This window comes from Winogradskyella marina (assembly GCF_015645385.1).
Taxonomy (GTDB): Bacteria; Bacteroidota; Bacteroidia; order Flavobacteriales; family Flavobacteriaceae; genus Winogradskyella; species Winogradskyella marina.
This window is the reverse complement of sequence record NZ_JADOET010000018.1, coordinates 14,570-40,660: the sequence shown is the minus strand read 5'-3', so window position 1 is coordinate 40,660 and position 26,091 is coordinate 14,570. Positions and strand designations below refer to the sequence as shown.

Genomic DNA, 26,091 nt, shown 5'->3' with positions numbered 1-26,091 from the left:
TCATGAAAAGCTCAAGGGATATATTAATAAACCAAATGGAAGAATGTAGAGAGTTCGTTTCCAATTTTACTTGTCAGTTATTTAATAATTATCAAATAATTGGTTCTGGTGTTTTTGTAGTGGTCGATAAACAATATTTTCTAATCTCTTCAGCTCACGTAATAAATACTAATGTTGTAAAGGCCATGCGTGTTTCTGATGGCAAGGATTTATTTACATTAAAAGGGATAATTACTAATACGATTGTTAAAAATAAAAAGAATGATGAAATTGATATTGTGGTTTTTAAGCTTGATGATGAAACTGTTGAAAACATCAAAACAATATTTAATTTTATGAATCTTCATGATTTAGAATTAAATCATAAAATATCTGATAAACGAGAATACTACTTATTTGGTTATCCCAATGAATGGACTCGTACCTTCTATGAAAGTGAGGACAATAAGGGTTATATTCCAACCCCTTTAATCTTAAGAGTAAAGTCGAAATCTGGTAAATTTATAAAAGTTCCCGACTATAAAAAGAATAGCAAGATTATAGTTGATTATAACAACAACGATTATAATAATGAATTGGATTCTAAATATAGCACATTACCCAACCCAAAAGGTTTGAGTGGTTGCGGTTTATGGTACATGCCAATGAAAGAAAACGTAATAGATGGTAAAAAATACATTAAATTAGTTGGAATTGTAACTGATTTCTATTTTCAAGATAATGCTATTACTGTAACAGTAATTGACATTATAACCGAAGTGTTAAGACAGAGATTTGATAAAAATGTGGAGCAATCTCAACTCATCAAAGTTAATCTCATTGAGAAAAATGAATCATAATGCAGGATAAAATAATCATATTAAAAAACACGAAAAATGGTATTGTAAAAGACACAATAGTTAGTGTGCAGGATACAATTCATTTAAATCTTGAAAATTTAGTTAAGCTACAAAAACCTGATGAAGATTTAGTTGTGCATACAATTACTGAGCCGTTATCTGGTGTAGAGTTGTTTGGAATATGGGTTGGTGCTATTTTGGCAGTAGTAACCATTATTTATACAATGATTCAGTTTAAAAATCTTTTGAAAAATGACAATGAATTGCAGTCTCAAATAAATGAATTGGTTAAGCTCAATAATTTGTTTGAGAGGAGATTAAGAATGTCTGTAAAGCCAAGGATATGGAAGAATAATAGTGGGTATAATGGCACAGATTACACTTTTCATATACAATTAAATAATAGAGGAGAAAGGGCATTTTATAGAGGTTTTGAATTATTAGAGGGAGAAGGAACATTTTGGATTCAAGAATGGAGTCAAGATATCACAATTGAAAAAGGAAAGAATATTCAATTATCAGGGAAGACTTTTCAGCATCCAAGAGATTCTTATTTTAAAATAAAAATCTTGTATTATGACGATGAAAGTTATCAATATGAAACAGTTATAGAGTGGGATAAATCAAAGGTTAGATTTTTAGAAACAAATGAATTATGAAAACACCCTCATTTTTAGAAGACCATAGTTCTCAAATACCAAGTATTCAGTTATTGGTAAACATGGGTTATGAGTATGTGTCACCAGAAAAGGCATTACAATGGCGAGGAGGTAAGAAATCTTCTGTACTATTTGAAAATGTACTTAAAACGCAATTAAAAACTATTAATAGTATTAGTCGCAAAGGCAAGGTCTATGAGTTTTCAGATTCAAATATAAATTCAGCTATTTTATCATTAAAAGACTTACCAATAAATGAAGGGTTTATAAATGCTAATGCAGCTTTTTATGACCTTATTACTTTGGGAAAGGCTATGGAACAAAGTATAGATGGTGATAAAAAGAGCCATACTTTACAATACATAGATTGGGAAAACCCTAAAAATAATGTTTATCATGTCACAGAAGAGTATGCGGTAATGCGTACAGGCAGAACGGACACTTATAGACCTGATGTTATTTTATTTATAAATGGTATACCTACTGTTATTATAGAATGTAAAAGCCCATCATTAAGTGGTACTAAGTCCCCAACTGAGTTAGCTATTGAGCAGCATATAAGAAACTTTAGTAAAAAAGGCATTAGGTCACTTTACATATACTCTAATCTGCTATTAAGTATAGCAACTAATGATGGTAGTTATGCTACTACAGGGACAAGTAAGGAGTTTTGGGCAAAATGGAAAGAGCAATTTGCATCTAAACAAGCAGAAATCAATTATTGGAAAGAGTTAAAAGAGTTAAAAAATAAACCTTTAAAAGAATCTGTAAAAGATGATTTGTTTGCAGAAAGAACAAATGGTTTTAATTATGCAAGACGTTACTTTGATGGTTTAGAACTAGAGGAAAGGTTGCTAACTAAACAAGACGAGTTACTTTATAGCCTTTGTAGACCCGAGCGTATTATAGATATTATTAGAAACTACACTATTTATGATGAGGGAATAAAAAAGGTGGCAAGGTATCAGCAATATTTTGCAGTAAATGATACGTTGAGTCGTGTAACTCATTTTGATAATACAGGAAAAAGGCAAGGAGGTGTTATTTGGCATACTCAAGGGAGTGGAAAGTCTTTAACAATGGTAATGTTAGCTCAAATGATAGCTTCTAGTTCAGAAATTTCTAATCCAAAGATTTTATTAGTTACAGATAGAATTGATTTAGATGACCAAATATCAGATACTTTTAAAAAGTGTCAAAAAGAAGTTAAGCAGGCTAAAACTGGGACTCATCTAGCAGAATTACTAAATGATAAAAGTGATGCTATAATAACGACTATCATAAATAAATTTGAGTCTGCTGTAAAACAATGTAAAAAACCATTCTTATCACCCGACATCTTTGTAATGATAGATGAAGGTCATAGAACACAATATGGAACTTTCAATGTTAGCATGCAGCGTGTCTTTCCAAATGCTTGTTTTTTAGCCTTTACAGGGACACCATTAATGAAAAAGGAAAAGAGTACAGCAAGTAAGTTTGGTGGTTATATAGGGCATCCTTATACGGTTAAAGATGCTGTTGAAGATGGTGCCGTAGTGCCACTACTTTATGAGGGTAGGCATAATTTAATAACAGTAGATGAAGACCCTGTAAATAGATACTTTGATAAGCTTTCAGAGCCTCTATCTGATTATGGAAAAGCCAATTTAAAAAAGAAGTTTAATACTATTAGCGAGTTAAATAAAACTGAAAAAGTTATTTATGCTCGAGCTTGGGATATCTCAGAACATTATAGAAACTTCTTTCAAACTGAATCTGATAAATATAAGCCCAAAGCACAGTTAGTGGCACCAAGTATTAAAACCGCCTTATTATACAAGGAATTTTTAGATGATATTGGTAAGGTATCTTCAGAAGTTATTGTTACACAATCAGATCAAAGAGAAGGAGCTGAGGATGGATTCTATAATGTAAATGAAGAAAAACAAAGAGAGGACAACTACTTCGATGCTATGATTGATAAATATGGAGACCTCAAACGTTTTGAGAAAAGTGTTATTACACAATTTAAGAAACGTGAGCATCCTGAAATATTAATAGTAGTAGCCAAGCTTTTAACAGGTTTTGATGCACCAAATAACACGGTATTATATTTATGTAAATCATTAAAAGAACATACTTTACTGCAAGCTGTAGCAAGAGTTAATCGTGTGTATCCAGGAAAAGACTATGGTTATATCATTGATTATTACGGTAATTTAGAAAATTTAGACAATGCATTAAGTACTTATTCGGGACTTGCAGAATTTGATGAGTCTGAGATAGAAGGTACGTTGACAAATATTAATGAAGAAATAAAAAACTTACCACAATCTCATTCAGAATTATGGGATATTTTTAAGACACTTAAAGATAAGAATTTAGAGCCAACTGCTTATGAAGAATTATTATCACCTGAAGATGTGAGAAATAATTTTTATGAAAAATTAAGGAATTATGCTCGTTTATTAAAGATGGCTTTGTCCTCTGTTGATTTTGTAAACAATACATCAGCTAAGAAAATCGAGGTGTATAAAAGAGATGCTAAATTCTTTTTAAAGTTAAGAATTGATGTAAAAAGACGATATAATGATGACTTAGCATATAAGGAGTTCGAGCCTCAAATACAAAAGCTAATCAATAAACATATTTCAACTGAAGGTGAAATTATGAAAGTAACAGAATTAGTTAATATTTTTGATAAAGAGGAGAGGGAGGCTGAAATAGAAAAAATCACAGGTAAAGCAGCTCAAGCAGATCATATTGCTAGTAGAACAGTTAAAGCTATTAATGTAAAAATGCAAGAAGACCCTGTATATTACAAAAGGCTCTCAGACTTAATAAAAGAAACTATAGAAGAATATTATTTGAAAAGAATATCTGAAGCTGAGTTTTTAAAGCGAGCTAAAGAACATGAGAATAATTTTTTACACGGTAGGTCTAAAGATGCACCTCAAGAACTTGCGAACAATGACGTTGCGCTAGCTTTTTATAATTTTAGTAAGTCTGTGTTTAATGACCCTACACTTTTAAATACAAAATTCCATATAGAGACAAGTTTAGCAGTTGACAATACAGTTAAACAGCATATATATATAAATGATAATAAGATTGTAGAGTGGCAAAAAAACACTGATGTTGTTGGGAAAATCAATATATCTATAGGAGATGCACTATATGAACTTTTAAAGAAATTTGATATAGATACTAATTGGGATAAAATTGATCACTTAATCGAAGAATGTATGAAGGTTGCTATTTTAAAATATAAGTAGTTTTTATGAAGGACAAAATTCAATATGGTAACACATTAATTGATTATAGTTTGGAGTTTTCTGAGCGTAAAACATTAGGTATAAAAGTACACCCTGATAAATCGGTGAAAGTTTCTGCCCCTAAAGAAAGTTCTATTGAAAAAGTAAGAGAAAAGGTAAAGCATAAAGCCTCATGGATTATTAAACAACAAGATTTCTTTTTGTCTTTTCATCCGCTAACACCCGAGCGTAAATTTATCAGTGGAGAAACACATTTGTATTTGGGTAGGCAATATAGGTTGAAACTTTATAAGTCAAATGAGGCATATGTAAAATTAAAAGGAGGGTATATTAATGTTTATGTTAAAGATAAAGACGATAAATTAGCCGTTCAGGAGCAGTTAAAAAAGTGGTATAGGGAAAAGGCAGAGAAATACTTTGAAGTGCTTTTTAAACGGTTAAAATCTATCTCAAAAAGCTTTTACAGGGATGAACCAACATTGTCATACAGATGGATGAAGAAACGATGGGGTAGTTGTGATAAGAATGGTAACATACATTTGAATTTTGAGCTTATTAAAGCACCAAAACAATGTATAGAATATGTGATTATACATGAATTATGTCACCTCAAGTATTTGAATCACAGTACAGATTTTTTTAATCTTTTAGAAAAAGTATATCCTGATTGGAAAATAATTAAGGATAGATTGGAGAAGATGATGGTATAATAATTTATAAAATAAGTTTAAACCTTACATTAGATATTAATATTTATTACGATCAATTAAAATTTTACTTGCATTAAATCTTAGTCTAAAAAAATAAGCTTTGATTAAAAAGGTATGTATGGAAAATGAAATTTACTTTAAAGATATTCAAGCAAAAATAATTCATTTGTTAGATGATGCTAAAGAATATATTTGGTTAGCTGTAGCTTGGATAACAGATAAGAAGATTCTTTCGATACTTGAAGATAAAATAAAATGTGATGTTGATGTTAAAATCATAGTAATGGATGATGAATTCAATAGAGATTATTTTCTTAATATAGAATTTCTTATACCAAATGAGAATATTTTTTTTAGAGAAAGCCATCATAAGTATTGTATTATAGATGATGAAGTCTTAATTACAGGCTCATATAATTGGACAAATAAAGCAATTCAGAGAGTTGATGGGGAAAATGTTTTAGTTACATATTCTAAAAATAACATTACAGAGGCTAAAAGGAATTTTATTTCTATTTTAGGTGATAATAGCTTAATGCCTAAAAAAGAAGTAGAAATTAAAACAAAAACAGATTTCTATATTCTTAAAGCGCAGGAATTAAGTTATGGTGAGACTGTAAGTGAAAATAAAATAGCATGGTGGCATTCTTTGAGTTACGACTGGAAGGTTTTTTTTATTGAAGAGGTGTGTAGTGATTTTGGTACTGAGGATGAATTAGACCTATTTTATAACCAATTAAAGATAGAGCAATATGATGATGACTTTTACTATCATTGGGAAGTCGAAAAAATCGAAAAATATTCCTTACATGAATTCTTAATCCTGATCTTAAATATAGTTAATATGACTAACCCTATTGAATTGGATTGTGAATTAGAATCAGAAGTACCTTTACTATCTTTAGATAAGTTGAAGAACATAAAAAAAATAACATTCAAAACATTATTTCAATTTAATAGATTAATTAACTATAACCAAAATCTAACGATTTCAAATATTTGTATATTAGAAAGTATTTCTAGTGATATTATTCCATATGATATTGCTGCAAGATTGGAGAGGATAAATATGACTTTTAATGAAGTAAATGAAAAAATAATTAATAAATTTAAAAAAAGTGCGAGTTATATCAATTTGTATAGTGAAAAAGAGGCACGTATAGATATACAATGGTTTTCAGGGTTTAAAAATTTAAAAGCATTAAGTCTCTCAGGCTTTAGTGTAAATGGTTTTTATCATATAGAAAATATTGCAAATTCTATAAGTGAAATTTATTTAAAATATTGTCGTATTACGGATGCAGATAAGGATTTTATTCTAGAAATGTATCCTAATTTATATATAGATTATACTTCTTATTTTCTTATTTATACTAAAGGTTATTTATATGAACTTGAACAGGAGCTCGATAAACAAAGAGATGCGGTTTTAAAATTACAAGATGCTTCAGAATATAAGTATTTTGATAATAAAGGCAATAGGTATAAATATGTAGAAGATTTCATTTTTAAAGATAGAGCTGGGAATACTTTTAATTTTTTTGGAAATGTTTTACTACGAGACAGTTATGGTAATTTTGTTAATGAAGATGGCTCTGTTTCACCTTTTTAAATATAATAATGAACTATAGGAGAGAGCAACGACAAATAGATGATATACTAAACGATAAAACTGTAAGAAACATAAAAGGCTATATTAATTCGCCGTCCTTTGTTCCAAAATCAGTTTTATTATATGAAAAGCATTTTATTAGAAATAATAAGGATGTAATTGAATACTACTTGAATCATGAATTAGACTCGTATTTTGAAACTCAGACGTTAAAATACTTTATTATAAGTAGGGGATTTGGTAAAGACCATACTTTATTTACTACAGAAGTTACTTATTTAAATAAAAGAGGAAAACCATATATGTGCTATAGTGAAGTGTTACGTAGTGATAATGTGCTCAAAAAACATTATCGTAAAATAAATTCTAAAAATCAATATTCATATGAAGCTTTTGATTCATATCTAGAGTGTTTAAAGTATAAACCACATATAGCTTAGTTTAATGGCTAATGACTTTTAAAATTAAAGTATAATTAAGCTACATCTAAACATTCTGGGCACCAATGTTCAGATTTTAAATTTGGTTCGCTCTCAAAGTATTGAGATAATAATATTTTAACTTCTTTATTAAGTATATCAGAATAAGATTCTGTTGTTAGAATACTATCATGTATTGTGAAAAGTGGCATTTTTGGATACTTCTTTGCTAATATCTTTGTGCAATAATCTATAATGCAATCAGCTTCAATATTCTGAATCATTATAGGGAAATCACTTTTGTCTTCAGTTTTAAAAGTTTGAATAATTTCATAGACATAAGGGAAATTCATTTTAAACGTGTTGATTATATTTTCTTTAGATTTTTTTGATGAGTACAACGTTTTTAAAAATATAGCTTTAGAAGCATCTCTTTTATTTTTGAATGTATATATTTTACGGTTTGAAGTGTAACTAGCACTATCGTTATAGAATAAAGAAATTATTCCGTCTTCATATAGATAATTAGAAAAATCTTCATAAAAAGATCCGTTAAGCATTAGGTTAGAGAAACGTTCAATCTCTTTACTACACTCGTCTTGGTCGAAATGGTCGGACATTATAGGGGTATATTTATCTATTATATGATTATGATAACTATCTATATTATTCTTTATACCTCTGTTATTCACTCTATCTTTAATCTTATTTATTAAATTAGAAACTATATATGGCTGGCAATTTGAAATATCTTCTGAATATAGGAATTCATTATCATATTTTACGAACTTTCTAAGATCCTTTGCTAGCCGTGTTAGATTAGAATGTAATCTGTTGTCTCTTCCGTTCCTGCTATAAGTGAAAATGTTATTTTTTATTTCATCTATGCTTACTATTCTATTGTTTCTCTTTTTTAGATTATTAGTACCTGCATATTTGGTTTTAAGATACTCGGCAGCTTCATTGTAATTTATTGTAAACTTTTCAGCAATTAACCATTTTGTGAGATGCTTACAAGATTTATTTGCTATAGATTCTCTATCTATTCGTGATTTATTAATGCCTCTTGTAAAATTTGAATGTGCCTTTACAGATTGAAATTGTATAACCTGTTTTGAATATTTACTGTGAATTCTGTATTTATTGCACTGATTCCTGTCTGAACTATAATTAGATTTGTGTTTTTCAAAAAAACCATTGTCAATAAGAAAACTTATATATTTTGAATAATTTTTGATGTTTTTTAATAAGTCACTACATATTGGAGTCCAACTATTGTTGTTTTCGTCATTTTTATGCCTTGAATTTAAGTAAATAGGAAGGTTTGCTAAATAAAGCATTTTCGATTTAGATAACTTAGTCTTGTTATTATCGTACGCTTCTAATTTATGAATTAGGTCTGTATGCATTTTTTTCGGTAGCCAAACATAGATATTATTTATTGAGTTTCTCATAATTATCTTATTGTTTGTTTATGTAATTGTTTAAATCTGCCGCTTTGTAATAAACCTTACCATTCTTCTTGATGGGTACTAGTTTTCCTTGGTGCTTATAATTATGAAGTGTGGTAGTGGTAACATCTAGGATGTCGCAAACTTCTTTCCTTGTATATAACTTTAGTTCAGAATTCAAACTTTGCTGCTCTAATACGGAAGTGACTATTTTAGGAACGCATGAATCTATAACTTTGTTGATGATTTTTTCAACATCGTTTAATGAGTATATCTTCTTATGTGTATTATTAAGTAGATGTTGAGTAAAGAGGATTTGGTATTGTTCTTTTTTTGTGTTCATTTTATTTTTATTTAATAATTTGAACAATTTTACCAGAAAACTTTTACATAAATTCAAAAAGGGGATAGAATGGGGAGATGTAAAAATGAAGTATATTTAGTGCTGATTAGCCGTTCTGTAGGGTAGTATAAGGAAGTTAATCTTATGTTAAGGGATAAAAAGGGGAGACTATTTGATTAATTTCTCAAGGATTTAGAAAATCGAACTCATCAGAATTGGCAGCTACAATTTTATCTCTTTTGTTAATCTTATCATAGTCTTTAGCATCATGTTTATTATAAATTCCTCTAAAAGCCTTGAATACATCTATAAAATAATCACCAAAATAACGTTCTTTAAATAGCTTGTTTATAGAACAATAATGGACAAACCTATAAAGTGAAGCTGTTGAACCTTTCCAATTATTTCTTTCTTCATCTAGAAAACCCTTAACAATCAGCTTTTCTTCAAATTGATAGAATGTTTCTACGCTTTTCTTATCTCTAAAATAGAGATTTAATTTATTGGCCTTTTTAGTATCGCTAAATATATCCTTATCTTGGTTAAAACCATAATTTAAAAAAGTAGTATTTCTTTTATTTAATACTCGCCATCTTTTAGTTATCGGTGTGAAAATGTCGCTTCCGTATTTATTATACTTGCTCTCTAATGAATTATAGGTTGAATTATAGTTGTCAAGTAGCTTATTGGCAGTGATTTCTAAATCCCCAAGATTGTTGGCATACTTCAAAATATTTATTGCTGAATCAAACCTTATTATTTCATCTATTAAAAAACTTTCTTTAACCGATTTTTTTTCCTCTCTTGCTTGAGTAATATAGTTTTCAAAGTTTATAATATAATTATGTGCAAGGTTGTCAATATTGTCTACGTTTATTTTATCAAGATCAGATAATTTTTCAATTAAATAGTCCATATTTACTTTTTTAAAATCTAAATATAAAAATTTTTTTCTGACCCTCTGGGGGAAACGACTTCCCTTAAGCTTGTATTTAAGATGTGTCTTTCTGGTGGTAGCCGCCCCAATTTTTATTTCATTTAAAAGAATTTATTAATTAGAAATTAATTCAATTATTAAGACTAAAATAATATTCAGGGGTAAAATTAGGGGTAGTAATCTGAAGTTTATTTTTTAACTTGCTGTTAAACAGTTTGTTATTTTGGGTGTAGATAAATATTAGTGCGCACGAGAAGACTCGAACTTCCACGGACTAATGTCCACCAACCCCTCAAGCTGGCGCGTCTACCAATTCCGCCACGTGCGCATAATAATGAAGTAAAGATAAAAAAAAAGTTAAGCTTTACGCTTAACTTTTTTTGTGACCAGTCTGGGGCTCGAACCCAGGACCCTCTCCTTAAAAGGGAGATGCTCTGCCAACTGAGCTAACTGGTCAAAATGTTTTCTCTTTAACGAGGGTGCAAATATATAATGTTTAATCAATAAAACAACACTTTTTTTATATTTTTTTTTGTTTTTTTGTAGTCTAATTAGCTATCAGTTTAATAATCAATTTATAAGCGTTATGATTATAATTTTAATAGGATATATGGGATCGGGAAAATCAACTTTAGGTAAGGAATTAGCTACAAGATTGAATTCTAGTTTTTTAGATTTAGACGATTATATCTCAGAAAAGGAAAGTGCCTCAATACCAGAGCTTTTTAAAACTAAAGGTGAAATCTATTTTCGAAAAAAAGAAACGGAGTATCTCAATGAGCTTCTAAACACCTCAGAAGATCTAGTGCTTGCATTAGGTGGAGGAACTCCTTGTTTTGGAAATAACATGGACTTATTAACGGGAAACACCAATTTGATTTCGTTTTACTTAAAGCTATCAATTCCGCTTTTAGTCAAACGTTTATTTAAAGAAAGAGAAAATAGACCGTTAATCAGTCATATAAGTACTGAGGCTGAATTGTTAGAATTTATAGGAAAACACTTGTTTGAGCGCATTCCGTATTATAGTAAATCTCAGTTTACGCTAAACACCGATAATAAAACACAGCAAGAAATTTTAGAAGACCTTGTGGCGCACTTAATCTAAATAGGCCTCGTAAGGTTGTTTAGATAAGTTAACATGGACATGCTCAAATAAAGAAGTTGAAAGCGAAATACCTTTAAAATCCGCTTTTACTGGATACTTCTTATGGTTGCGATTTACTAAAACTGCTGTTTTAAACTGAGTTAAGGGAACATCTAAAAAATGCTTTATGCCATATATTAAGGTGCTGCCAGAGTTTAACACATCATCAATAAGCACTAATGACTTATTACTATAATCGTCTTTAGAAATAGACGTTTTTATTGGTGTCGTTGGTTCTACCTTATTGATGGTAACCTTGCATAATGTAGAATTAATAGTAGATATTTTATCTAAATGCGATTTTATTTTCTTGGCAAGCAAATAACCGTTGCTCTCAATCCCAGCAATTATAAGCTCTGTTTCATTAACATTGCTTTCGTAAATTTGATACGCTATGCGCTTTATTTTGTGCTCAATTTCTTTATGACTTAAAATCGTATTTTTCGTTAGTGCCATAGGTTGTTATTACAAAATTAGGAATTATTATAAACGACAGTTTGTAGCTTAATCTTTAAAAATGACTACAATCAAAGTATGTCAAATACCCATTATGGGTTTTCAAAGATAAAAAACAGTTCATTACCTTGTCTTTCTTTTATGGAATTAATTGATGGTTCTAATACTTTAATGCTGAATATTTGTTTAAAAAGGGATTGATATTCAGAAATACTTCCACCAAAAGGTGGTCCATCTTCTGTAAGCTCCATTTGAAATAATAAACCAATGAGCTTACCGTTGGGTTTTAAAAGTTGATGCATTTGCTGTGCATATTTTAATCTTAAGCTTGGGTGGAGTGCACAAAAAAATGTTTGTTCTATAATGAGGTCAAAGCTATCGCTCAACTCAAAAAAGTCTAAATTCAACAGTTGGTTCTGAGGAAACTCCGGTACACGATGTTTAAAATTATTTAAGGGATGTGCAGCAATATCTAATACATAGACATTCTTAAAACCCTTATGCCATAAATATTCGGCTTCATAACTATTGCCAGCTCCTGGAATCAAAATTTTAATGGATTTATCTTCAAGTTGATCAATATACGTTTTTAGTGGAGTAGAAACGTAGCCAATATTCCAACCGGTTTTATGAGCGTCGTAACGCTCTTCCCAGTATGTCTTGTTCATTTGATTCATAATCTGAACTAGTTGTTTTAAATTAAAACATTGCTTCTGTCACTATGCAATTTTACGTTTAAACTCACTCTTCTTCATTATCATAAAAGTCATCAATATCACGTCTGTCTTTTTTTGTAGGACGTCCTGTACCTTTCTTTCTATAATAATCTTTGCTGTACTTTAAGAGTTCTTTGGCTTCAAATGCCGACTTTGGTGTTGTGTCTACACGGTATATATCAACCAGTTTTGCACCAACGCGATTTGGAGGTAAATCATTAACTGTAAGCTGATAGATAATTTGGTCTTTTCTAAGTTCAATCTTATCAGTAGGAAATACTTCTCGCGATGGTTTTACCGCAGCTCCATTAACTTTAACTTGTCCTTTTTTACAAGCTTTTGTCGCAATACTTCTTGTTTTGTAATAGCGTACACACCATAAATATTTATCAATTCGCATATCTTTTTTACTAAAAACTACGTTAATGTTGTAGTGCAAAAATATTATATTATTGTATCTTGCGCCTTAAAAATAAGCAATAATGAACTCCATTTAAAGCTGTAGTAGCTTAAAACGGGTAATATAAGTTTCTATGAAAATTAAAATTTTAAAATCTAGTCTTTTACTCATGCTTTTATTTATCGTTGTGGTCTCATGTAACAATGATGACGATGGTGATACAGTTACTTTTGTTGAAGAAGATAGAACAGAGCAACAAGCTAAAGATAAAGACTCTTTAGTCGCGTATTTAACATCACATTATTATAATTCTGGTTTTTTTGAAACGGGGTCTAATTTTAAATACACTGATATTGTAATTACCCCTTTAGAAGAAGGTGAAGAGGTGCCAGAAAACCATACTTTGTTGATGTCTGCTGTTGAAGAGCGTACCACAACTCATCTTGGTGCTAGTTATGAATATTATATATTAAATCTATTTGAAGGGGAAGGTGATTCTCCAAATTTTACAGACTTAATTCTTGTAAGGTATAGCGGAAGCTCAGTAAATGATGCTTTAGATGGTAATTATGAGGTTTTTGATTCAACTGTTACACCTGTTGGTATTCCACTTCAAGCAGACGGCACAAACAATGCCGCTTTTGTTAGGGCTTGGCCGCTTGTGTTTCCTGAATTTAAAGCAGCAATGTTTGATGGTATTGATGAGAATGGTAATTTAAATTTTACCAATCCTGGTTTAGGGGTGATGTTTATACCTTCTGGTTTGGCGTATTTTTCGGGTGTTGCAACAGGTTCATCTTATGATAATATTATGTTTAAGTTTGAATTGTTACAAGTTCAAGTAGAGGATCATGATAATGACGGTATACCTTCTTATATTGAAGATCGCAATACCGACTTATATGTAATTGACGATGACACAGATGATGATGGGAGGCCAGACTTTATAGACATCGACGATGATGGAGATCTTGTTTTAACGATTGATGAATTAATTCCTACAACATATACCGTAGATACCAATCTAGGTGAAGAAGAGCCAGTGCTTGCTGCTAACGAGTTTGAAAGAAGTCGAACTGAAATCGATGGTATAATTACTATTAAAACAGTAACTATAGCAGACTCAAATAATGATGGAACACCAGATTATTTAGATCCAAATATTTCCATTAATTATAATGAGATTTAGTAATTAACTTCGTTAAGTTTTTTAAAATAAGAAAGCCGCTCAAAATAATTGAGCGGCTTTTTTTTATAACTAACTTTTTTAGCATTAAAGCGCTAAAGATAAACTTAATATTAATTGGTCTGGTCTTGTATCAACTCTACTAACAACTCCAGATCCTAAATTATTATCAATAAAAGTCGCTTCGTTTTCAGTAAAACCTCTTTCATATCTTAAGTCTATACCAATATTATTAAAGCTAAGTCCGATTCCAAAATTTAATCCAACTGAGAAATCTTCTTCAACATTATCAATGTCTATACCTTCAAATTCTGTATCTAAAATATATTGTAATGAAGGGCCAGCAAATACACTTACTGGTCCTAATACTTTTACACCTAATAATATAGGAGCATCTATTTTCTGAACAGAAAACTCATCACTACTATACTCACTTCGTGTTGCCGTATAAATGAGCTCTGGTTTTAAGTAAAACTTGTTACCTATTTTTCCAAATAGTCCAATATGGTATCCAATATTGCGATCAGGACTTTCAGCATTAGCACCAATGGATTCAAAATAGTCTCCGTTGGCACTATAGTTTAGTCCTCCTTTAATTCCAAAAGAATTTCCGTTTTGAGCCGTCATTGTAAATCCAACAAAAGCAAAAATCACAGTTGCAATAACTGTTTTCTTTAAATTTTTCATAATGTTCGTTTTTTATAAGATTAGGTTCTTATTTCCAAAAACGATGCCAAATCAAAATTATTTTCTTTTCAGAACTTTTTTAACAGCATTTTGGATCGCATCACTATTTAAACCATACTTGTCCATAAGCTGTGCTGGTGTACCCGATTCTCCAAAAGTATCGTTTGTTGCAACAAATTCTTGAGGTGTAGGTTTGTGCTGTGCTAAAACTCTAGCAACACTTTCACCAAGACCACCAAGGTGGTTATGTTCTTCAGCAGTAACGATACAACCTGTTTTAGAAACGGACTCTATAATAGCTTTGTCATCTAATGGTTTAATGGTGTGTATGTTGATCACTTCAGCAGAAATACCAGCTTCATGTAATGCTTTTGAGGCTTCTAAAGCTTCCCAAACTAAATGACCTGTAGCAACAATAGTTACATCTGTACCTTCAGTTAATTGAATGGCTTTACCAATCTCAAATTTCTGATCAGCAGGAGTGAAAATAGGGACAGAAGGGCGGCCAAATCTTAAATAAACAGGGCCATCATAATCTGCAATAGCTATCGTAGCCGCTTTTGTCTGGTTATAATCACACGGATTAATAACGACCATTCCTGGTAACATTTTCATTAATCCAATATCCTCTAAAATTTGATGCGTTGCACCATCTTCACCTAAGGTTAATCCAGCGTGAGAAGCACAAATTTTTACATTCTTACCAGAGTAAGCTATGGATTGACGAATTTGATCGTAAACACGACCCGTTGAGAAGTTTGCAAACGTACCCGTAAAAGGAATTTTGCCACCAATGGTTAAACCTGCAGCAATTCCCATCATGTTAGCTTCTGCAATTCCTATTTGATAAAAACGTTCTGGGTTTTCATCAATAAATTCATTCATTTTTAGCGACCCAATAAGATCTGCACAAAGTGCAACAACATTAGGGTTTGTTCTTCCAAGTTCTGCTAAACCGGCTCCAAAACCACTTCTTGTATCTTTTTTTTCTGTGTATGTATATGTTTTCATTCTGTTATTTTGAAACTGTGATTAATAGTAATTGTTTTTGTCTTTTGTTCTATGTTGTTGGCTTCAATTAGTTTTCTTCCTTTAAGTGTGATGTCTAAAATAAGTCCGTTAGGAAAATTCATTTCATCCATTACTAAGCCATTTTGAGTTGCGAAAATTAACTCAAGAAATTTTCTAAATAATTGGTTGTTGTCAACCTCTAGTGTTTTGTCAAATGCTATTGATATTTTTTGAGATTCACCTTCATTGCTAGGGTAAATATCATAAATCTCAGCTTCTTTTCCAGCGACGAGTATAGTGTCATTGGTATTTTCAGTAATAAAGTCAAATTCTTTATTTTCTCCATTTTCTGAATCAGGAAAGAAACTTGATAATAACATATTCATGTATAACTCATTTCCTTCGGAATTAAAGAATAGCATAATTGAATTGCTTTCTGTATCTAAAATAATAGATAATTCTGAATTCTCTAACAAGCTGTCTTTTCCAAGAAACATTGATGCTGCTAAATTTTTAGCTAAATACTTGCTATCTGTCCACAGATATGTTCCGCTTTTGTCTAAGCCAACTTTTACAGTGTCAATTCTCGACTGTTTATTATTGGTAACAAGGTAGTCTACAGCGTAATCTAGTGTAATTGTTTTTTCTTGAGAGAAGCCAATAGATATAAATAGTAATAGGATTATTACGACTATTTTTTTCATATTAATAATCTCCTAAAGTTTCAACATTTTGTTCTAAACCAATAGCCAATTGCTCATCATTTGGCGCTTTACCATGCCAAGCGTGTGTGTGCATCATAAAATCAACGCCATTACCCATTACTGTATGTAAAAGAACACAAACAGGTTTTCCTTTTCCTGTTAGGGATTTAGCTTCTTTCATACCTTTAAGTACAGCCTCGATATCATTACCTTTTTCAATATCTAAAACAGTCCAACCAAAGGCTTCAAATTTTGCTCTAAGGCTTCCCATTGGTAAAACATCGTCTGTAGAACCATCAATTTGTTGTTGGTTTAAATCAATTGTAGAAATAAGATTATCTACCTTTTTAGCAGAAGCATACATAATGGCTTCCCAGTTTTGACCTTCTTGTAATTCACCATCACCATGAAGACTGTAAACGAGGTGATCATCGTTATTTAGTTTTTTGGCTTGCGCCGCACCTAGAGCAACTGACATTCCTTGACCTAATGAACCAGAAGCAATTCTGATGCCTGGTAAGCCTTCGTGTGTTGTTGGGTGACCTTGTAAACGCGAGTTGATAAGTCTAAACGTGTTTAGTTCTTCAACAGGGAAATAGCCCGATCTCGCCAATACACTATAATATATAGGTGAAATATGTCCGTTTGAAAGAAAGAATAAGTCTTCACCTATCCCATCCATATCAAAACCTTCATTTCGTTCCATGATTTCTTTGTAAATTGATACAAAAAATTCGGCACAACCTAATGACCCTCCTGGGTGACCAGAGTTTACTTTGTGTACCATTCGTAAAATATCTCTACGAACTTGAGTTGTTAAATCTTCTAATTCTTTAATGTTTGGCATGTTATGTCGCTTAAGTTTTATGCTACAAAAGTAACTTTTTACTAAGTGTTTTCAAAAGTAGAAATGAGGCACTTATTAACGAATTGCATGATTTGCTAACAATATGATGAAAATTCCAAATGTCAATGAGCAACTATTTTTTAAATCTAATTTAAGAAGGAATGTAATAGAGTTATTTATATTTGCCGTCAGACTTAAAATATTACATGAAATTTACTAGAGTAGCAAACGATAAAGAAACCAAAGCAAGAGCTGGAACAATTACTACAGATCATGGGACTATAGAAACTCCTATTTTTATGCCAGTTGGCACTGTGGCTTCTGTTAAAGGTGTGCATCAACGCGAATTAAAAAATGATATTAATCCTGATATTATTCTTGGAAATACCTATCACCTTTATTTAAGACCTCAAACTCCAATTTTAGAACAAGCTGGAGGGTTACATAAATTCATGAATTGGGACCGTAATATTTTAACTGATTCTGGTGGTTACCAAGTGTACTCTATGTCTTCTAATAGAAAGATAAAAGAAGAGGGTGTAAAGTTTAAATCACATATTGATGGGAGTTACCACGTATTTACACCAGAAAACGTAATGGAAGTACAACGTAGCATAGGTGCAGATATTATTATGGCTTTTGATGAGTGTACACCTTATCCGTGCGATTATAACTATGCAAAACGTTCTATGCACATGACGCATCGTTGGTTAGAACGTTGTTTAACACATTTAAAAAAGACCCCTTTTAAATACGACTATGAACAAACTTTTTTTCCAATTGTTCAAGGTAGTACATATACCGATTTACGAAAGCAGTCAGCAGAATATATTGCTAATGCTGGAGCAGAAGGAAATGCAATTGGTGGACTTTCAGTAGGTGAACCTGCAGAGGAAATGTATGCCATGACAGATGTGGTTTGTGATATTTTACCAGAAGATAAGCCACGATATTTAATGGGAGTTGGAACTCCAATCAATATATTAGAAAATATAGCGTTAGGTGTAGATATGTTTGATTGTGTGATGCCAACAAGAAATGCCAGAAACGGAATGTTGTTTACAGCTCACGGGTCAATTAATATTAAAAACTTAAAATGGGCTAATGATTTTTCACCAATAGATGAGATGGGAATTACATTCGTAGATACCGAATATAGTAAAGCATACTTAAGGCATCTATTTACAGTAAATGAATTGTTAGGCAAGCAAATTGCGACCATTCATAATTTAGGATTTTATCTCTGGTTAACTAGAGAAGCTAGAAAACATATTATTGCTGGCGATTTTAGAGCATGGAAAGAAAAAATGGTGAAGCAAATGGATAACCGTTTGTAGAACTAGAACTAGAATTTGAATATTGAAAATTGAAAATTGTCCCCTTGTGAGGACTTTAGAAGTGTTTTTTATGACATCATTAATTTAATTAGTCAAAACAACTTTGACACAAATAACTAAATAACAAACAACACAAAATTGAAAATACTAGATTGGTACATATTAAAACGGTATTTGTTCACATTTCTCATAATGTTATTGCTGTTTGTTCCTATTGGAATAATAGTAGATTTAGCAGAGAAGGTTGGTAAGATGTTAGAAAACGATGTGCCGTTTGGTGAGGTCGCCTATTATTATTTAGATTTTACAGTTTATTTTGCGAACCTTCTATTTCCTTTATTTTTATTTCTATCGGTTATATGGTTCACTTCTAAACTGGCTAATAACACAGAGATCGTTGCTTTTTTAAGTTCTGGAGTTTCGTTTTCAAGGTTTTTAAGACCTTATTTAATTGGTGCTTCTATTATTGCAGGAATTGCTTTGTTTTTAGGGATGTATTTAGCTCCTATTGCAAGTCAAGGTTTCAATGAGTTTAAGTATAAGTATTTAAGAAAGAATAGGAAAATACAGCAAACAAAGGATGTTTACCAACAAATTAATGATAATGATTATGTCTATGTAAATAATTTTATTCCTAAAACTGAAACAGGTTTAAAATTCACTTTCGAACATTTTGAAGGTAACGAATTGAAGTATAAAATCTTCGCAGACAGAATTAATTATGTTGAAAAGGACAGTGCTTATAAACTTATAACGTACGTTAAACGCTCATTTAATAATGGAGTTGAAACAGTGGAAGAAGAGAGTCAAAAACTCATGCAATTTCCATTTGAACTCGAAGACTTAACACCTGTTCAATATGCTGCAGAAACTAAGTCTTACGGTGAATTACTCAAATTTATTGCTGCCGAAAAACGAAGAGGTTCGCCTAATATTGGTCGATACGAAGTGGTAAAATTAAAAAAATGGAGCTTACCTGTATCCATATTTATCCTTACAATTATTGCTGTTGCAGTATCTTCGGTAAAACGACGTGGTGGCATGGGAGCAAACCTTGCGGTAGGTATCGCAATTGCCATGATATATGTTTTCTTTGATAAGGTTTTTGGAGTCATGGCAGAACAGTCTAATTTTCCAGCTGTGGTAGCAGTATGGTTTCCTAATGTATTATTTGGTATTTTAGCAATATATCTGCTACAAAATGCCAAACGCTAAACTAAAGCATTATTTACACTTACATTTTCTTGTTATCATTGCTGGGTTTACGGCAATTCTAGGAGAACTCATTACTATTGGAGCATTAGAATTGGTCTGGTATAGAATGGCAATGGCGGGAATTTTAATGTTCATCTACATTAAAGTTATAAGACTAAATATTAAAGTATCTAAAAAAGCACTTTTACAGTTTTTTGTTGCTGGTATTATCATTGCTTTACATTGGATTACCTTTTTTGAAGCCATCAACCAAGCTAATGTTTCTATAACCTTGGCTATGTTTTCTTCGGGTGCTTTTTTTGCATCCTTAATAGAACCTGTTTTTTTTAAACGTCGCATTTTAGGCTATGAGATTATTTTTGGAATCATCGTAATCCTTGGAGTGTTTCTAATTACGAGTAGCGAAATGGGTTACATTAATGGCATTGTTTTAGGATTACTATCGGCATTACTATCAACATTATTTGCTGTAATTAATGGTCTTTTTATAGAGAAGCACAATGCTACTGTAATTTCGTTTTATGAGTTTATCAGTGGTGTGTTTTTTATAACTGTGTTTATTTTATTAACGGGTAAATCCTTTAATGCAGAGTTCTTTATGTTATCTAATTCCGACTGGGTGTATCTATTTATTTTAGCTTCAGTTTGTACAGCATACGCCTTTATTGGTTCTGTAGATATAATGCGTTACATCAGTCCATTTACAGTTATTTTAAGTTATAATCTAGAACCGATTTATGGGATAGTAATCGCTATTTTGCTTTTTCCCGATACAGAAAAGATGTCACCACAGTTTTATTTAGGTGCTATCCTTATTATGGTTACGGTTGTGTTTGATGCCATTTTTAAAAATTATAAGCGACGACGAATTAAATCCAATAGTATTACCAATTAAACTTGTATAGTTTCTGTAATAAATTCTATTTTTGTAAATTGAAATGGTGAACTTATATTTTTATTTATTTCTTGTAATATAGAAATAAGAATACGTAGGTTTGTACCCTAACTATACTAACTAAACAAAAACTAACTTCAAATTGTATGGAATATTTAGAGTTTGAATTACCGATAAAAGAATTAGAAGAACAGCTCGATAAATGTCAGATTATAGGCAAAGAAAGTGACGTAGATGTTTCTGAAACCTGTAAGCAAATAGAGAAAAAACTTGCTGAAACTAAAAAAGACATTTACAAAAATCTTACAGCGTGGCAACGTGTTCAGTTATCACGTCATCCTAATAGACCTTATACTTTAGACCATATTAAAGCACTTTGTGGTGATACATTTTTAGAATTACACGGTGACAGAAATGTAAAGGATGATAAAGCCATGATCGGTGGTTTGGGTAAAATTGGAGATCAATCGTATATGTTTATTGGTCAACAAAAAGGGTTTAATACAAAAACAAGACAGTATCGTAATTTCGGAATGTCTAATCCAGAAGGCTATCGTAAAGCATTACGACTTATGAAGTCTGCTGAGAAATTTGGAATTCCTGTTGTGACATTAATCGATACTCCAGGTGCTTATCCTGGTTTAGAAGCAGAAGAGCGTGGGCAAGGTGAAGCAATTGCTAGAAATATTTTAGAAATGGCACGTCTTAAAGTACCTATCATTACAGTAATTATTGGTGAAGGTGCATCAGGAGGTGCATTAGGTATTGGAGTAGGTGACCGCGTAATGATGTTAGAGAATACTTGGTATTCTGTAATTTCACCAGAATCGTGTTCTTCTATATTATGGAGAAGTTGGGAATATAAAGAACAAGCTGCTGAATCATTAAAACTTACAGCTAAAGATATGAAACGTATGAAGCTTGTTGATTCTATTATTAAAGAACCACTTGGTGGAGCGCATACCAATAGAGATAAAACATTTTCAGCGGTAAAAAACGCTATTATTAAATCTTATGAAGAGCTTAAAAACTTATCACCAGAAGATTTAGTGAATCAACGTATGGAAAAATACGATACGATGGGAGTCTATAAAGACTAAATCCAATGAACATAGGCAACTAAAAAAACTGAAGTTTTAGCTTCGGTTTTTTTTGGCGCTATTAACAATAAATCCAAGTTATTAACAGTTAGATTGTTGATGACATGTTGAAATCGTAAAGCGATCAATTTCATTTTCTCAACACTATTTAACTACTTTTGTTACTTATGAAACAACCAAACCCAGTACAAGGCTACAAAGTTGATAAGGGCACTATCATTAACCTAGAAAAAGGTAAAATACCACCTCAAGCAATTGATTTAGAAGAGGTTGTGATAGGTGCAATGATGATTGATAAAAAGGGTGTAGACGAAGTAATTGATATTTTAAGTCCAGATTCTTTCTACAAAGAAGCACACAAACATATCTTCGAAGCCATTTTTAAACTCTTCGAAAATAGTGAGCCAATTGACTTATTAACCGTTTCTAGTCAATTAAAGAAAGATGAAAAATTAGAATTAATTGGAGGTGATTTCTACCTCATTTCTTTAACGCAACGCGTATCGTCTTCGGCACATATTGAATTTCATGCTAGGATTATCCTTCAAAAATATATTCAAAGAAGTTTAATTAAGATTTCGAACGAAATAATTGAGGAAGCATACGACGAAACTAAAGATGTTTTTGATTTATTAGATAATGCGGAAGCAAGATTATACGAAGTCACTCAAGGTAACGTAAAGAAATCTACTGAATCTGCTCAAAGTTTAGTAATACAGGCGAAAAAGAAAATTGAGGAAATGTCTAATAAAGAAGGTATGAGTGGTGTACCTTCAGGTTTTGATAAACTCGATAAATTAACTTCAGGATGGCAACCAAGTGATTTAATCATTGTTGCAGCACGTCCTGGTATGGGTAAAACGGCATTAACGTTAACCATGGCAAGAAACATTGCTGTAAGTAGTAATATACCTGTAGCTTTCTTCTCTTTAGAGATGTCTTCTGTACAGTTAATAACCCGTTTAATTTCGAGTGAAACCGGACTATCTTCAGAAAAGTTAAGAACAGGTAAATTAGAGAAACACGAGTGGGAACAGCTAAACGTTAAAGTAAAAACCTTAGAACAATCTCCTTTATTTATAGATGATACTCCGTCGCTTTCTATTTTCGATTTAAGAGCAAAAGCACGTCGTTTGGCATCTCAATACGGAATTAAGATGATTATGATTGACTACTTGCAATTAATGACTGCAGGTGGAAGTCAAAAAGGTGGAAATCGTGAACAAGAAATTTCCATGATTTCTCGTAATCTAAAAGCCTTGGCAAAAGAATTGAGTGTTCCTGTAATCGCCTTATCTCAATTATCGCGTGCAGTTGAAACGCGTGGTGGAAGTAAACGTCCATTATTATCCGATTTACGTGAATCTGGTGCCATTGAGCAAGATGCGGATATTGTTTCGTTTATCTATAGACCTGAATATTATAAGATTGACGAATGGGATGATGAAGAACGTTCGCCAACCGAAGGACAAGGTGAATTTATTGTTGCAAAACACAGAAATGGTGGTTTAGAAAACATTCGATTGAAGTTTATTGGTCATTTAGGTAAGTTTGATAATTTAGATGATTTTGATACTCCTTTTGGTGGTGAATTTCATTCAAAAATGAACGATGCAGCCAGCGACAATACGTTTACTCCAGATAAATTCCCTTCAGCTTCAGACGCCTTTGGAGGTCCTGAAGATGACGGTGTACCATTTTAACAGCATTTTAAGCTAATGAAAAGTGTATTTTGATGTATCTTTGACCGCTTAGTTAAAAAGAAATTTGCCGAATGTTAGAACAAAGACGTACAACAAATGTGTTGTTGCTAATTATAGCAGTCCCTTTAGTATTCTATTTACTAAAGATATTGTCCTTTATATTTATTCCATTGATTTTTTCAATGTTTATTGCGTTGTTGTTTTTACCATTGATGCGATGGTTAGGTCGTAGAAATGTACCAAAGATAATAAGCATAATTATTGTTTTACTTCTGGTAACCTTAGGGCTTAAATTAGGTATTGAACTCATACAACTTTCGAGTAAACAAATTTTAGCAAACAATACTGAATTCTTAGCTAAAGCTGAATTAAAAACAGCGGACTTAAAAATCTACTTATTAGATAATTTTGGTATTGAGATAGAACAAGAGCATGGGGTTTTAGGCCAGTTTTTTCAGAAGGAAAATTTAGGATCAACACTTGGATTTTTAAACTCTTTCTTAACCGGTTTATTAATGACTGTTTTCTTTGTTGTTCTGTGGTTGGCAGAATCTATAAATGTTCATAAGTTATTGAATAATACGCTTTTAAAACAAAAACACACATCTATTAAAACCTTTATGAAGATCGAAAAAGATCTTATAAAATTCATAAAAGTGAAGGTCTTAGTTAGTGCTTTAACTGGTATATTTACAGGATTAATGTGCGTGTTTTTTGATGTGAGTTTCCCTATATTTTGGGGATTATTTGCCTTTACTATTAATTTTGTTCAAATGGTAGGCTCTTTTATTTCAGTAATTTTCTTATCAATTTTTGCTTTTGTAGAGCTCGATCCTACAAGTACTTTGTTCTTCTTTATTCTATCAATTTCTTTAGTACAAGTTACGTTTGGTGCAGTATTAGAACCTATTTTTATGGGAAAATCATTTTCTATAAACGTCATTGCGGTTTTAGTTATGCTAATGTTTTGGGGTTTTCTCTGGGGAATTCCTGGTTTAGTAATGGCTATTCCGATAACTGTATTTGTTAAAATTATTTTAGAACAGTTTGAAGGTACCAAAGTCATAGCTAGCTTACTTTCGGGAAGTGAATCTACTTTAAAGTAGTCGTATTACATATTCAAACAAGGTCTTAAAAGAATGATAAATCAATTCATTAAAGACTAAAAATTGGTTATATTTCGTTCTAAATCTATGAACTTGAAGAAAATTGCCATCATTTTATTTCTAATTGTATGTAGCTCCAATGCTTATGCGTCTTATATTCTTATTCCAATGGACGCAGAAACGCAGAGCAACCATTTAAAAGCCTACGGTATAACCTATTGGACTTTAGATCGCGAGCTAAAAGTAAAGTGGCTACTTAATTATAGAGGTGGTTCGTTTTTATTACCTGATGCCGAAATTATTCAACGCGAATGTCAAATTAGAGGCGTCTCTTTTGAAGTGATTTCTGATGCTAAAGCGGCTCAGATTTTAGAAGATATTGCGAGTCCTGCTGTAAATCAAGAAGCGGTTGTATTAGAAAAAGCACCAAAAATAGCTGTTTATACTCCAACAGGACTAAAACCTTGGGACGATGCTGTAACTATGGTATTGACCTATGCTGAAATTCCATATGAAACAATTTATGATGAGGAGGTTTTAAAAGATGAATTACTACTCTACGACTGGTTACACTTGCACCATGAAGATTTTACAGGTCAATATGGTAAATTCTATAGAGCTTATAGATCCGCAGCTTGGTATATTGAAGATAAAAAAGAAGCAGAAGAATTAGCTGGAACCTTAGGATACGATAAGGTATCTGATGCTAAACTAGCTGTAGCGCTTAAAATTAGAGATTATGTTGTTGGTGGCGGATTTATGTTTGCTATGTGTTCAGCGACCGATAGTTTTGATATTGCGCTTTCGGCTGAAGGAGTAGATATATGTGAGCCAATGTTTGATGGTGATGGAAGTGATCCAGGATATCAGAATAAAATTGATTATTCTAAAACCTTCGCTTTTAAAGATTATATACTAGAACGTAGTCCTAATGTTTACGAGTTTTCTTCAATAGATATGACTCAAAAAAGACAGATAAATAAAACTGTAGATTATTTTTCTTTAATGGAATATTCTGCAAAATGGGATCCTATTCCAACGATGCTAACACAAAATCATACGGCTTTAGTAAAAGGGTTTATGGGCCAAACGACGTCGTTTACTAGAGATCAAATTAAATCTAATGTATTGGTAATGGGAGAAAACCGAACCAATGGTGAAGCTAAATACATTCACGGTATTAAAGGTAAAGGCTTTTTTACCTTTTATGGAGGTCACGATCCAGAAGATTATACACATAGAGTAGGCGACCCAAAAACCGAATTAGATTTACATCCTACCTCACCTGGTTATCGTTTAATTTTAAACAATGTATTGTTTCCAGCTGCGAAAAAGAAGAAGCAGAAGACTTAAT

25 protein-coding genes and 2 tRNA genes are annotated in these 26,091 nt (G+C 31.6%); 15 read left to right on the top strand and 12 right to left on the bottom strand.

The annotated features are described in order from the left end of the window. The first annotated feature begins 2 nt into the window (after nt 1–2). From ITJ86_RS15500 to ITJ86_RS15475, 6 genes are all read left to right on the top strand, one after another. Nucleotides 3–839 carry a hypothetical protein gene (locus ITJ86_RS15500; RefSeq protein WP_195872568.1) on the top strand — a complete coding sequence of 279 codons (837 nt, stop codon included), beginning with the start codon at nt 3–5 and terminating at the stop codon, nt 837–839. Continuing rightward, complete coding sequence (locus ITJ86_RS15495; protein WP_195872567.1) at nt 839–1,498, top strand: hypothetical protein; 660 nt, start codon at nt 839–841, stop codon at nt 1,496–1,498. Before ITJ86_RS15500 ends, ITJ86_RS15495 begins: the two co-directional genes overlap by 1 nt. Next, nucleotides 1,495–4,755, top strand: coding sequence for a type I restriction endonuclease subunit R (locus ITJ86_RS15490; RefSeq protein ID WP_195872566.1), 3,261 nt, complete (start codon nt 1,495–1,497; stop codon nt 4,753–4,755). Before ITJ86_RS15495 ends, ITJ86_RS15490 begins: the two co-directional genes overlap by 4 nt. 5 nt (nt 4,756–4,760) lie before the next feature. After that, nucleotides 4,761–5,465 (top strand): M48 family metallopeptidase, encoded by a 705-nt coding sequence (locus tag ITJ86_RS15485; RefSeq protein ID WP_195872565.1) that lies wholly within the window; start codon nt 4,761–4,763, stop codon nt 5,463–5,465. Nucleotides 5,466–5,583: 118 nt separating this feature from the next. Further along, nucleotides 5,584–7,077, top strand: a complete 1,494-nt coding sequence (locus tag ITJ86_RS15480; protein ID WP_195872564.1) for a phospholipase D-like domain-containing protein — start codon at nt 5,584–5,586, stop codon at nt 7,075–7,077. Between the two features lie 8 nt (nt 7,078–7,085). Continuing rightward, nucleotides 7,086–7,517 carry a hypothetical protein gene (locus ITJ86_RS15475; RefSeq protein ID WP_195872563.1) on the top strand — a complete coding sequence of 144 codons (432 nt, stop codon included), beginning with the start codon at nt 7,086–7,088 and terminating at the stop codon, nt 7,515–7,517. A gap of 35 nt (nt 7,518–7,552) precedes the next feature. On the opposite strand, the gene ITJ86_RS15470 is transcribed toward ITJ86_RS15475, so the two are convergent. From ITJ86_RS15470 to ITJ86_RS15450, 5 genes are all read right to left on the bottom strand, one after another. Further along, the gene (locus ITJ86_RS15470; protein WP_195872562.1) at nt 7,553–8,905 is read right to left on the bottom strand and encodes a hypothetical protein; all 1,353 of its coding nucleotides are present in this window, start codon (nt 8,903–8,905) and stop codon (nt 7,553–7,555) included. Between the two features lie 52 nt (nt 8,906–8,957). Beyond that, nucleotides 8,958–9,290, bottom strand: a complete 333-nt coding sequence (locus tag ITJ86_RS15465; RefSeq protein ID WP_195872561.1) for a helix-turn-helix domain-containing protein — start codon at nt 9,288–9,290, stop codon at nt 8,958–8,960. A gap of 184 nt (nt 9,291–9,474) precedes the next feature. Beyond that, nucleotides 9,475–10,206, bottom strand: coding sequence for a hypothetical protein (locus ITJ86_RS15460; protein ID WP_195872560.1), 732 nt, complete (start codon nt 10,204–10,206; stop codon nt 9,475–9,477). 265 nt (nt 10,207–10,471) lie between these two features. Further along, nucleotides 10,472–10,555: transfer RNA gene (locus tag ITJ86_RS15455), tRNA-Leu, on the bottom strand. A gap of 55 nt (nt 10,556–10,610) precedes the next feature. Next, a tRNA-Lys gene (locus ITJ86_RS15450) sits at nt 10,611–10,683 on the bottom strand. A 130-nt stretch (nt 10,684–10,813) separates the two neighbouring features. On the opposite strand from ITJ86_RS15450, the gene ITJ86_RS15445 reads away from it, so the two are divergent. Next, nucleotides 10,814–11,335, top strand: a complete 522-nt coding sequence (locus ITJ86_RS15445; RefSeq protein WP_195872559.1) for a shikimate kinase — start codon at nt 10,814–10,816, stop codon at nt 11,333–11,335. Here the strand turns inward: ITJ86_RS15445 and ITJ86_RS15440 are convergent. The 3 genes from ITJ86_RS15440 to ITJ86_RS15430 all read right to left on the bottom strand — a co-directional run bounded on the left by ITJ86_RS15440 (nt 11,327) and on the right by ITJ86_RS15430 (nt 12,946). Then, entirely contained in the window at nt 11,327–11,830 is a 504-nt protein-coding gene (locus ITJ86_RS15440; RefSeq protein WP_195872558.1) for a phosphoribosyltransferase family protein, read from the bottom strand. The two genes, ITJ86_RS15445 and ITJ86_RS15440, sit on opposite strands and share 9 nt — an antisense overlap. Nucleotides 11,831–11,922: 92 nt before the next feature. Next, nucleotides 11,923–12,498 (bottom strand): methyltransferase domain-containing protein, encoded by a 576-nt coding sequence (locus tag ITJ86_RS15435; protein WP_394370121.1) that lies wholly within the window; start codon nt 12,496–12,498, stop codon nt 11,923–11,925. Between the two features lie 73 nt (nt 12,499–12,571). Then, nucleotides 12,572–12,946, bottom strand: coding sequence for an RNA-binding S4 domain-containing protein (locus ITJ86_RS15430; protein WP_195872556.1), 375 nt, complete (start codon nt 12,944–12,946; stop codon nt 12,572–12,574). Between the two features lie 133 nt (nt 12,947–13,079). Between ITJ86_RS15430 and ITJ86_RS15425 the strand changes: the two genes are divergently transcribed. Beyond that, on the top strand, nt 13,080–14,135 hold the full coding sequence (locus ITJ86_RS15425; protein ID WP_195872555.1) for an FKBP-type peptidyl-prolyl cis-trans isomerase: 1,056 nt from the start codon (nt 13,080–13,082) through the stop codon (nt 14,133–14,135). 84 nt (nt 14,136–14,219) lie between these two features. On the opposite strand, the gene ITJ86_RS15420 is transcribed toward ITJ86_RS15425, so the two are convergent. The 4 genes from ITJ86_RS15420 to ITJ86_RS15405 are packed head-to-tail and all read right to left on the bottom strand — an operon-like array spanning nt 14,220 to nt 17,381. Further along, nucleotides 14,220–14,819 (bottom strand): outer membrane beta-barrel protein, encoded by a 600-nt coding sequence (locus ITJ86_RS15420; RefSeq protein WP_195872554.1) that lies wholly within the window; start codon nt 14,817–14,819, stop codon nt 14,220–14,222. Between the two features lie 57 nt (nt 14,820–14,876). After that, nucleotides 14,877–15,830 carry a transketolase family protein gene (locus ITJ86_RS15415; protein ID WP_195872553.1) on the bottom strand — a complete coding sequence of 318 codons (954 nt, stop codon included), beginning with the start codon at nt 15,828–15,830 and terminating at the stop codon, nt 14,877–14,879. Continuing rightward, complete coding sequence (locus ITJ86_RS15410) at nt 15,827–16,534, bottom strand: hypothetical protein (protein ID WP_195872552.1); 708 nt, start codon at nt 16,532–16,534, stop codon at nt 15,827–15,829. Before ITJ86_RS15410 ends, ITJ86_RS15415 begins: the two co-directional genes overlap by 4 nt. 1 nt (nt 16,535) lies before the next feature. Then, a complete protein-coding gene (locus tag ITJ86_RS15405) occupies nt 16,536–17,381 on the bottom strand; it encodes a transketolase (RefSeq protein ID WP_195872551.1) in 846 nt (281 codons plus the stop codon). A 206-nt stretch (nt 17,382–17,587) separates the two neighbouring features. On the opposite strand from ITJ86_RS15405, the gene tgt reads away from it, so the two are divergent. The 7 genes from tgt (at nt 17,588) to ITJ86_RS15370 (ending at nt 26,090) form a co-directional block, all read left to right on the top strand. Further along, entirely contained in the window at nt 17,588–18,718 is a 1,131-nt protein-coding gene (tgt, locus tag ITJ86_RS15400) for a tRNA guanosine(34) transglycosylase Tgt (protein ID WP_195872550.1), read from the top strand. Nucleotides 18,719–18,856: 138 nt separating this feature from the next. Next, nucleotides 18,857–19,933 (top strand): LptF/LptG family permease, encoded by a 1,077-nt coding sequence (locus tag ITJ86_RS15395; protein ID WP_195872549.1) that lies wholly within the window; start codon nt 18,857–18,859, stop codon nt 19,931–19,933. Next, nucleotides 19,920–20,828 carry a DMT family transporter gene (locus ITJ86_RS15390; protein ID WP_195872548.1) on the top strand — a complete coding sequence of 303 codons (909 nt, stop codon included), beginning with the start codon at nt 19,920–19,922 and terminating at the stop codon, nt 20,826–20,828. The genes ITJ86_RS15395 and ITJ86_RS15390 overlap by 14 nt, the downstream gene beginning before the upstream one ends. Before the next feature lie 146 nt (nt 20,829–20,974). After that, on the top strand, nt 20,975–21,928 hold the full coding sequence (locus tag ITJ86_RS15385) for an acetyl-CoA carboxylase carboxyltransferase subunit alpha (RefSeq protein ID WP_195872547.1): 954 nt from the start codon (nt 20,975–20,977) through the stop codon (nt 21,926–21,928). 167 nt (nt 21,929–22,095) lie between these two features. Beyond that, nucleotides 22,096–23,631, top strand: a complete 1,536-nt coding sequence (dnaB, locus tag ITJ86_RS15380) for a replicative DNA helicase (protein ID WP_195872546.1) — start codon at nt 22,096–22,098, stop codon at nt 23,629–23,631. A gap of 71 nt (nt 23,632–23,702) precedes the next feature. Then, on the top strand, nt 23,703–24,737 hold the full coding sequence (locus ITJ86_RS15375) for an AI-2E family transporter (protein WP_195872545.1): 1,035 nt from the start codon (nt 23,703–23,705) through the stop codon (nt 24,735–24,737). A gap of 87 nt (nt 24,738–24,824) precedes the next feature. Then, entirely contained in the window at nt 24,825–26,090 is a 1,266-nt protein-coding gene (locus ITJ86_RS15370) for an asparagine synthetase B (protein ID WP_394370120.1), read from the top strand. The last annotated feature ends 1 nt before the right edge of the window (nt 26,091 follow it).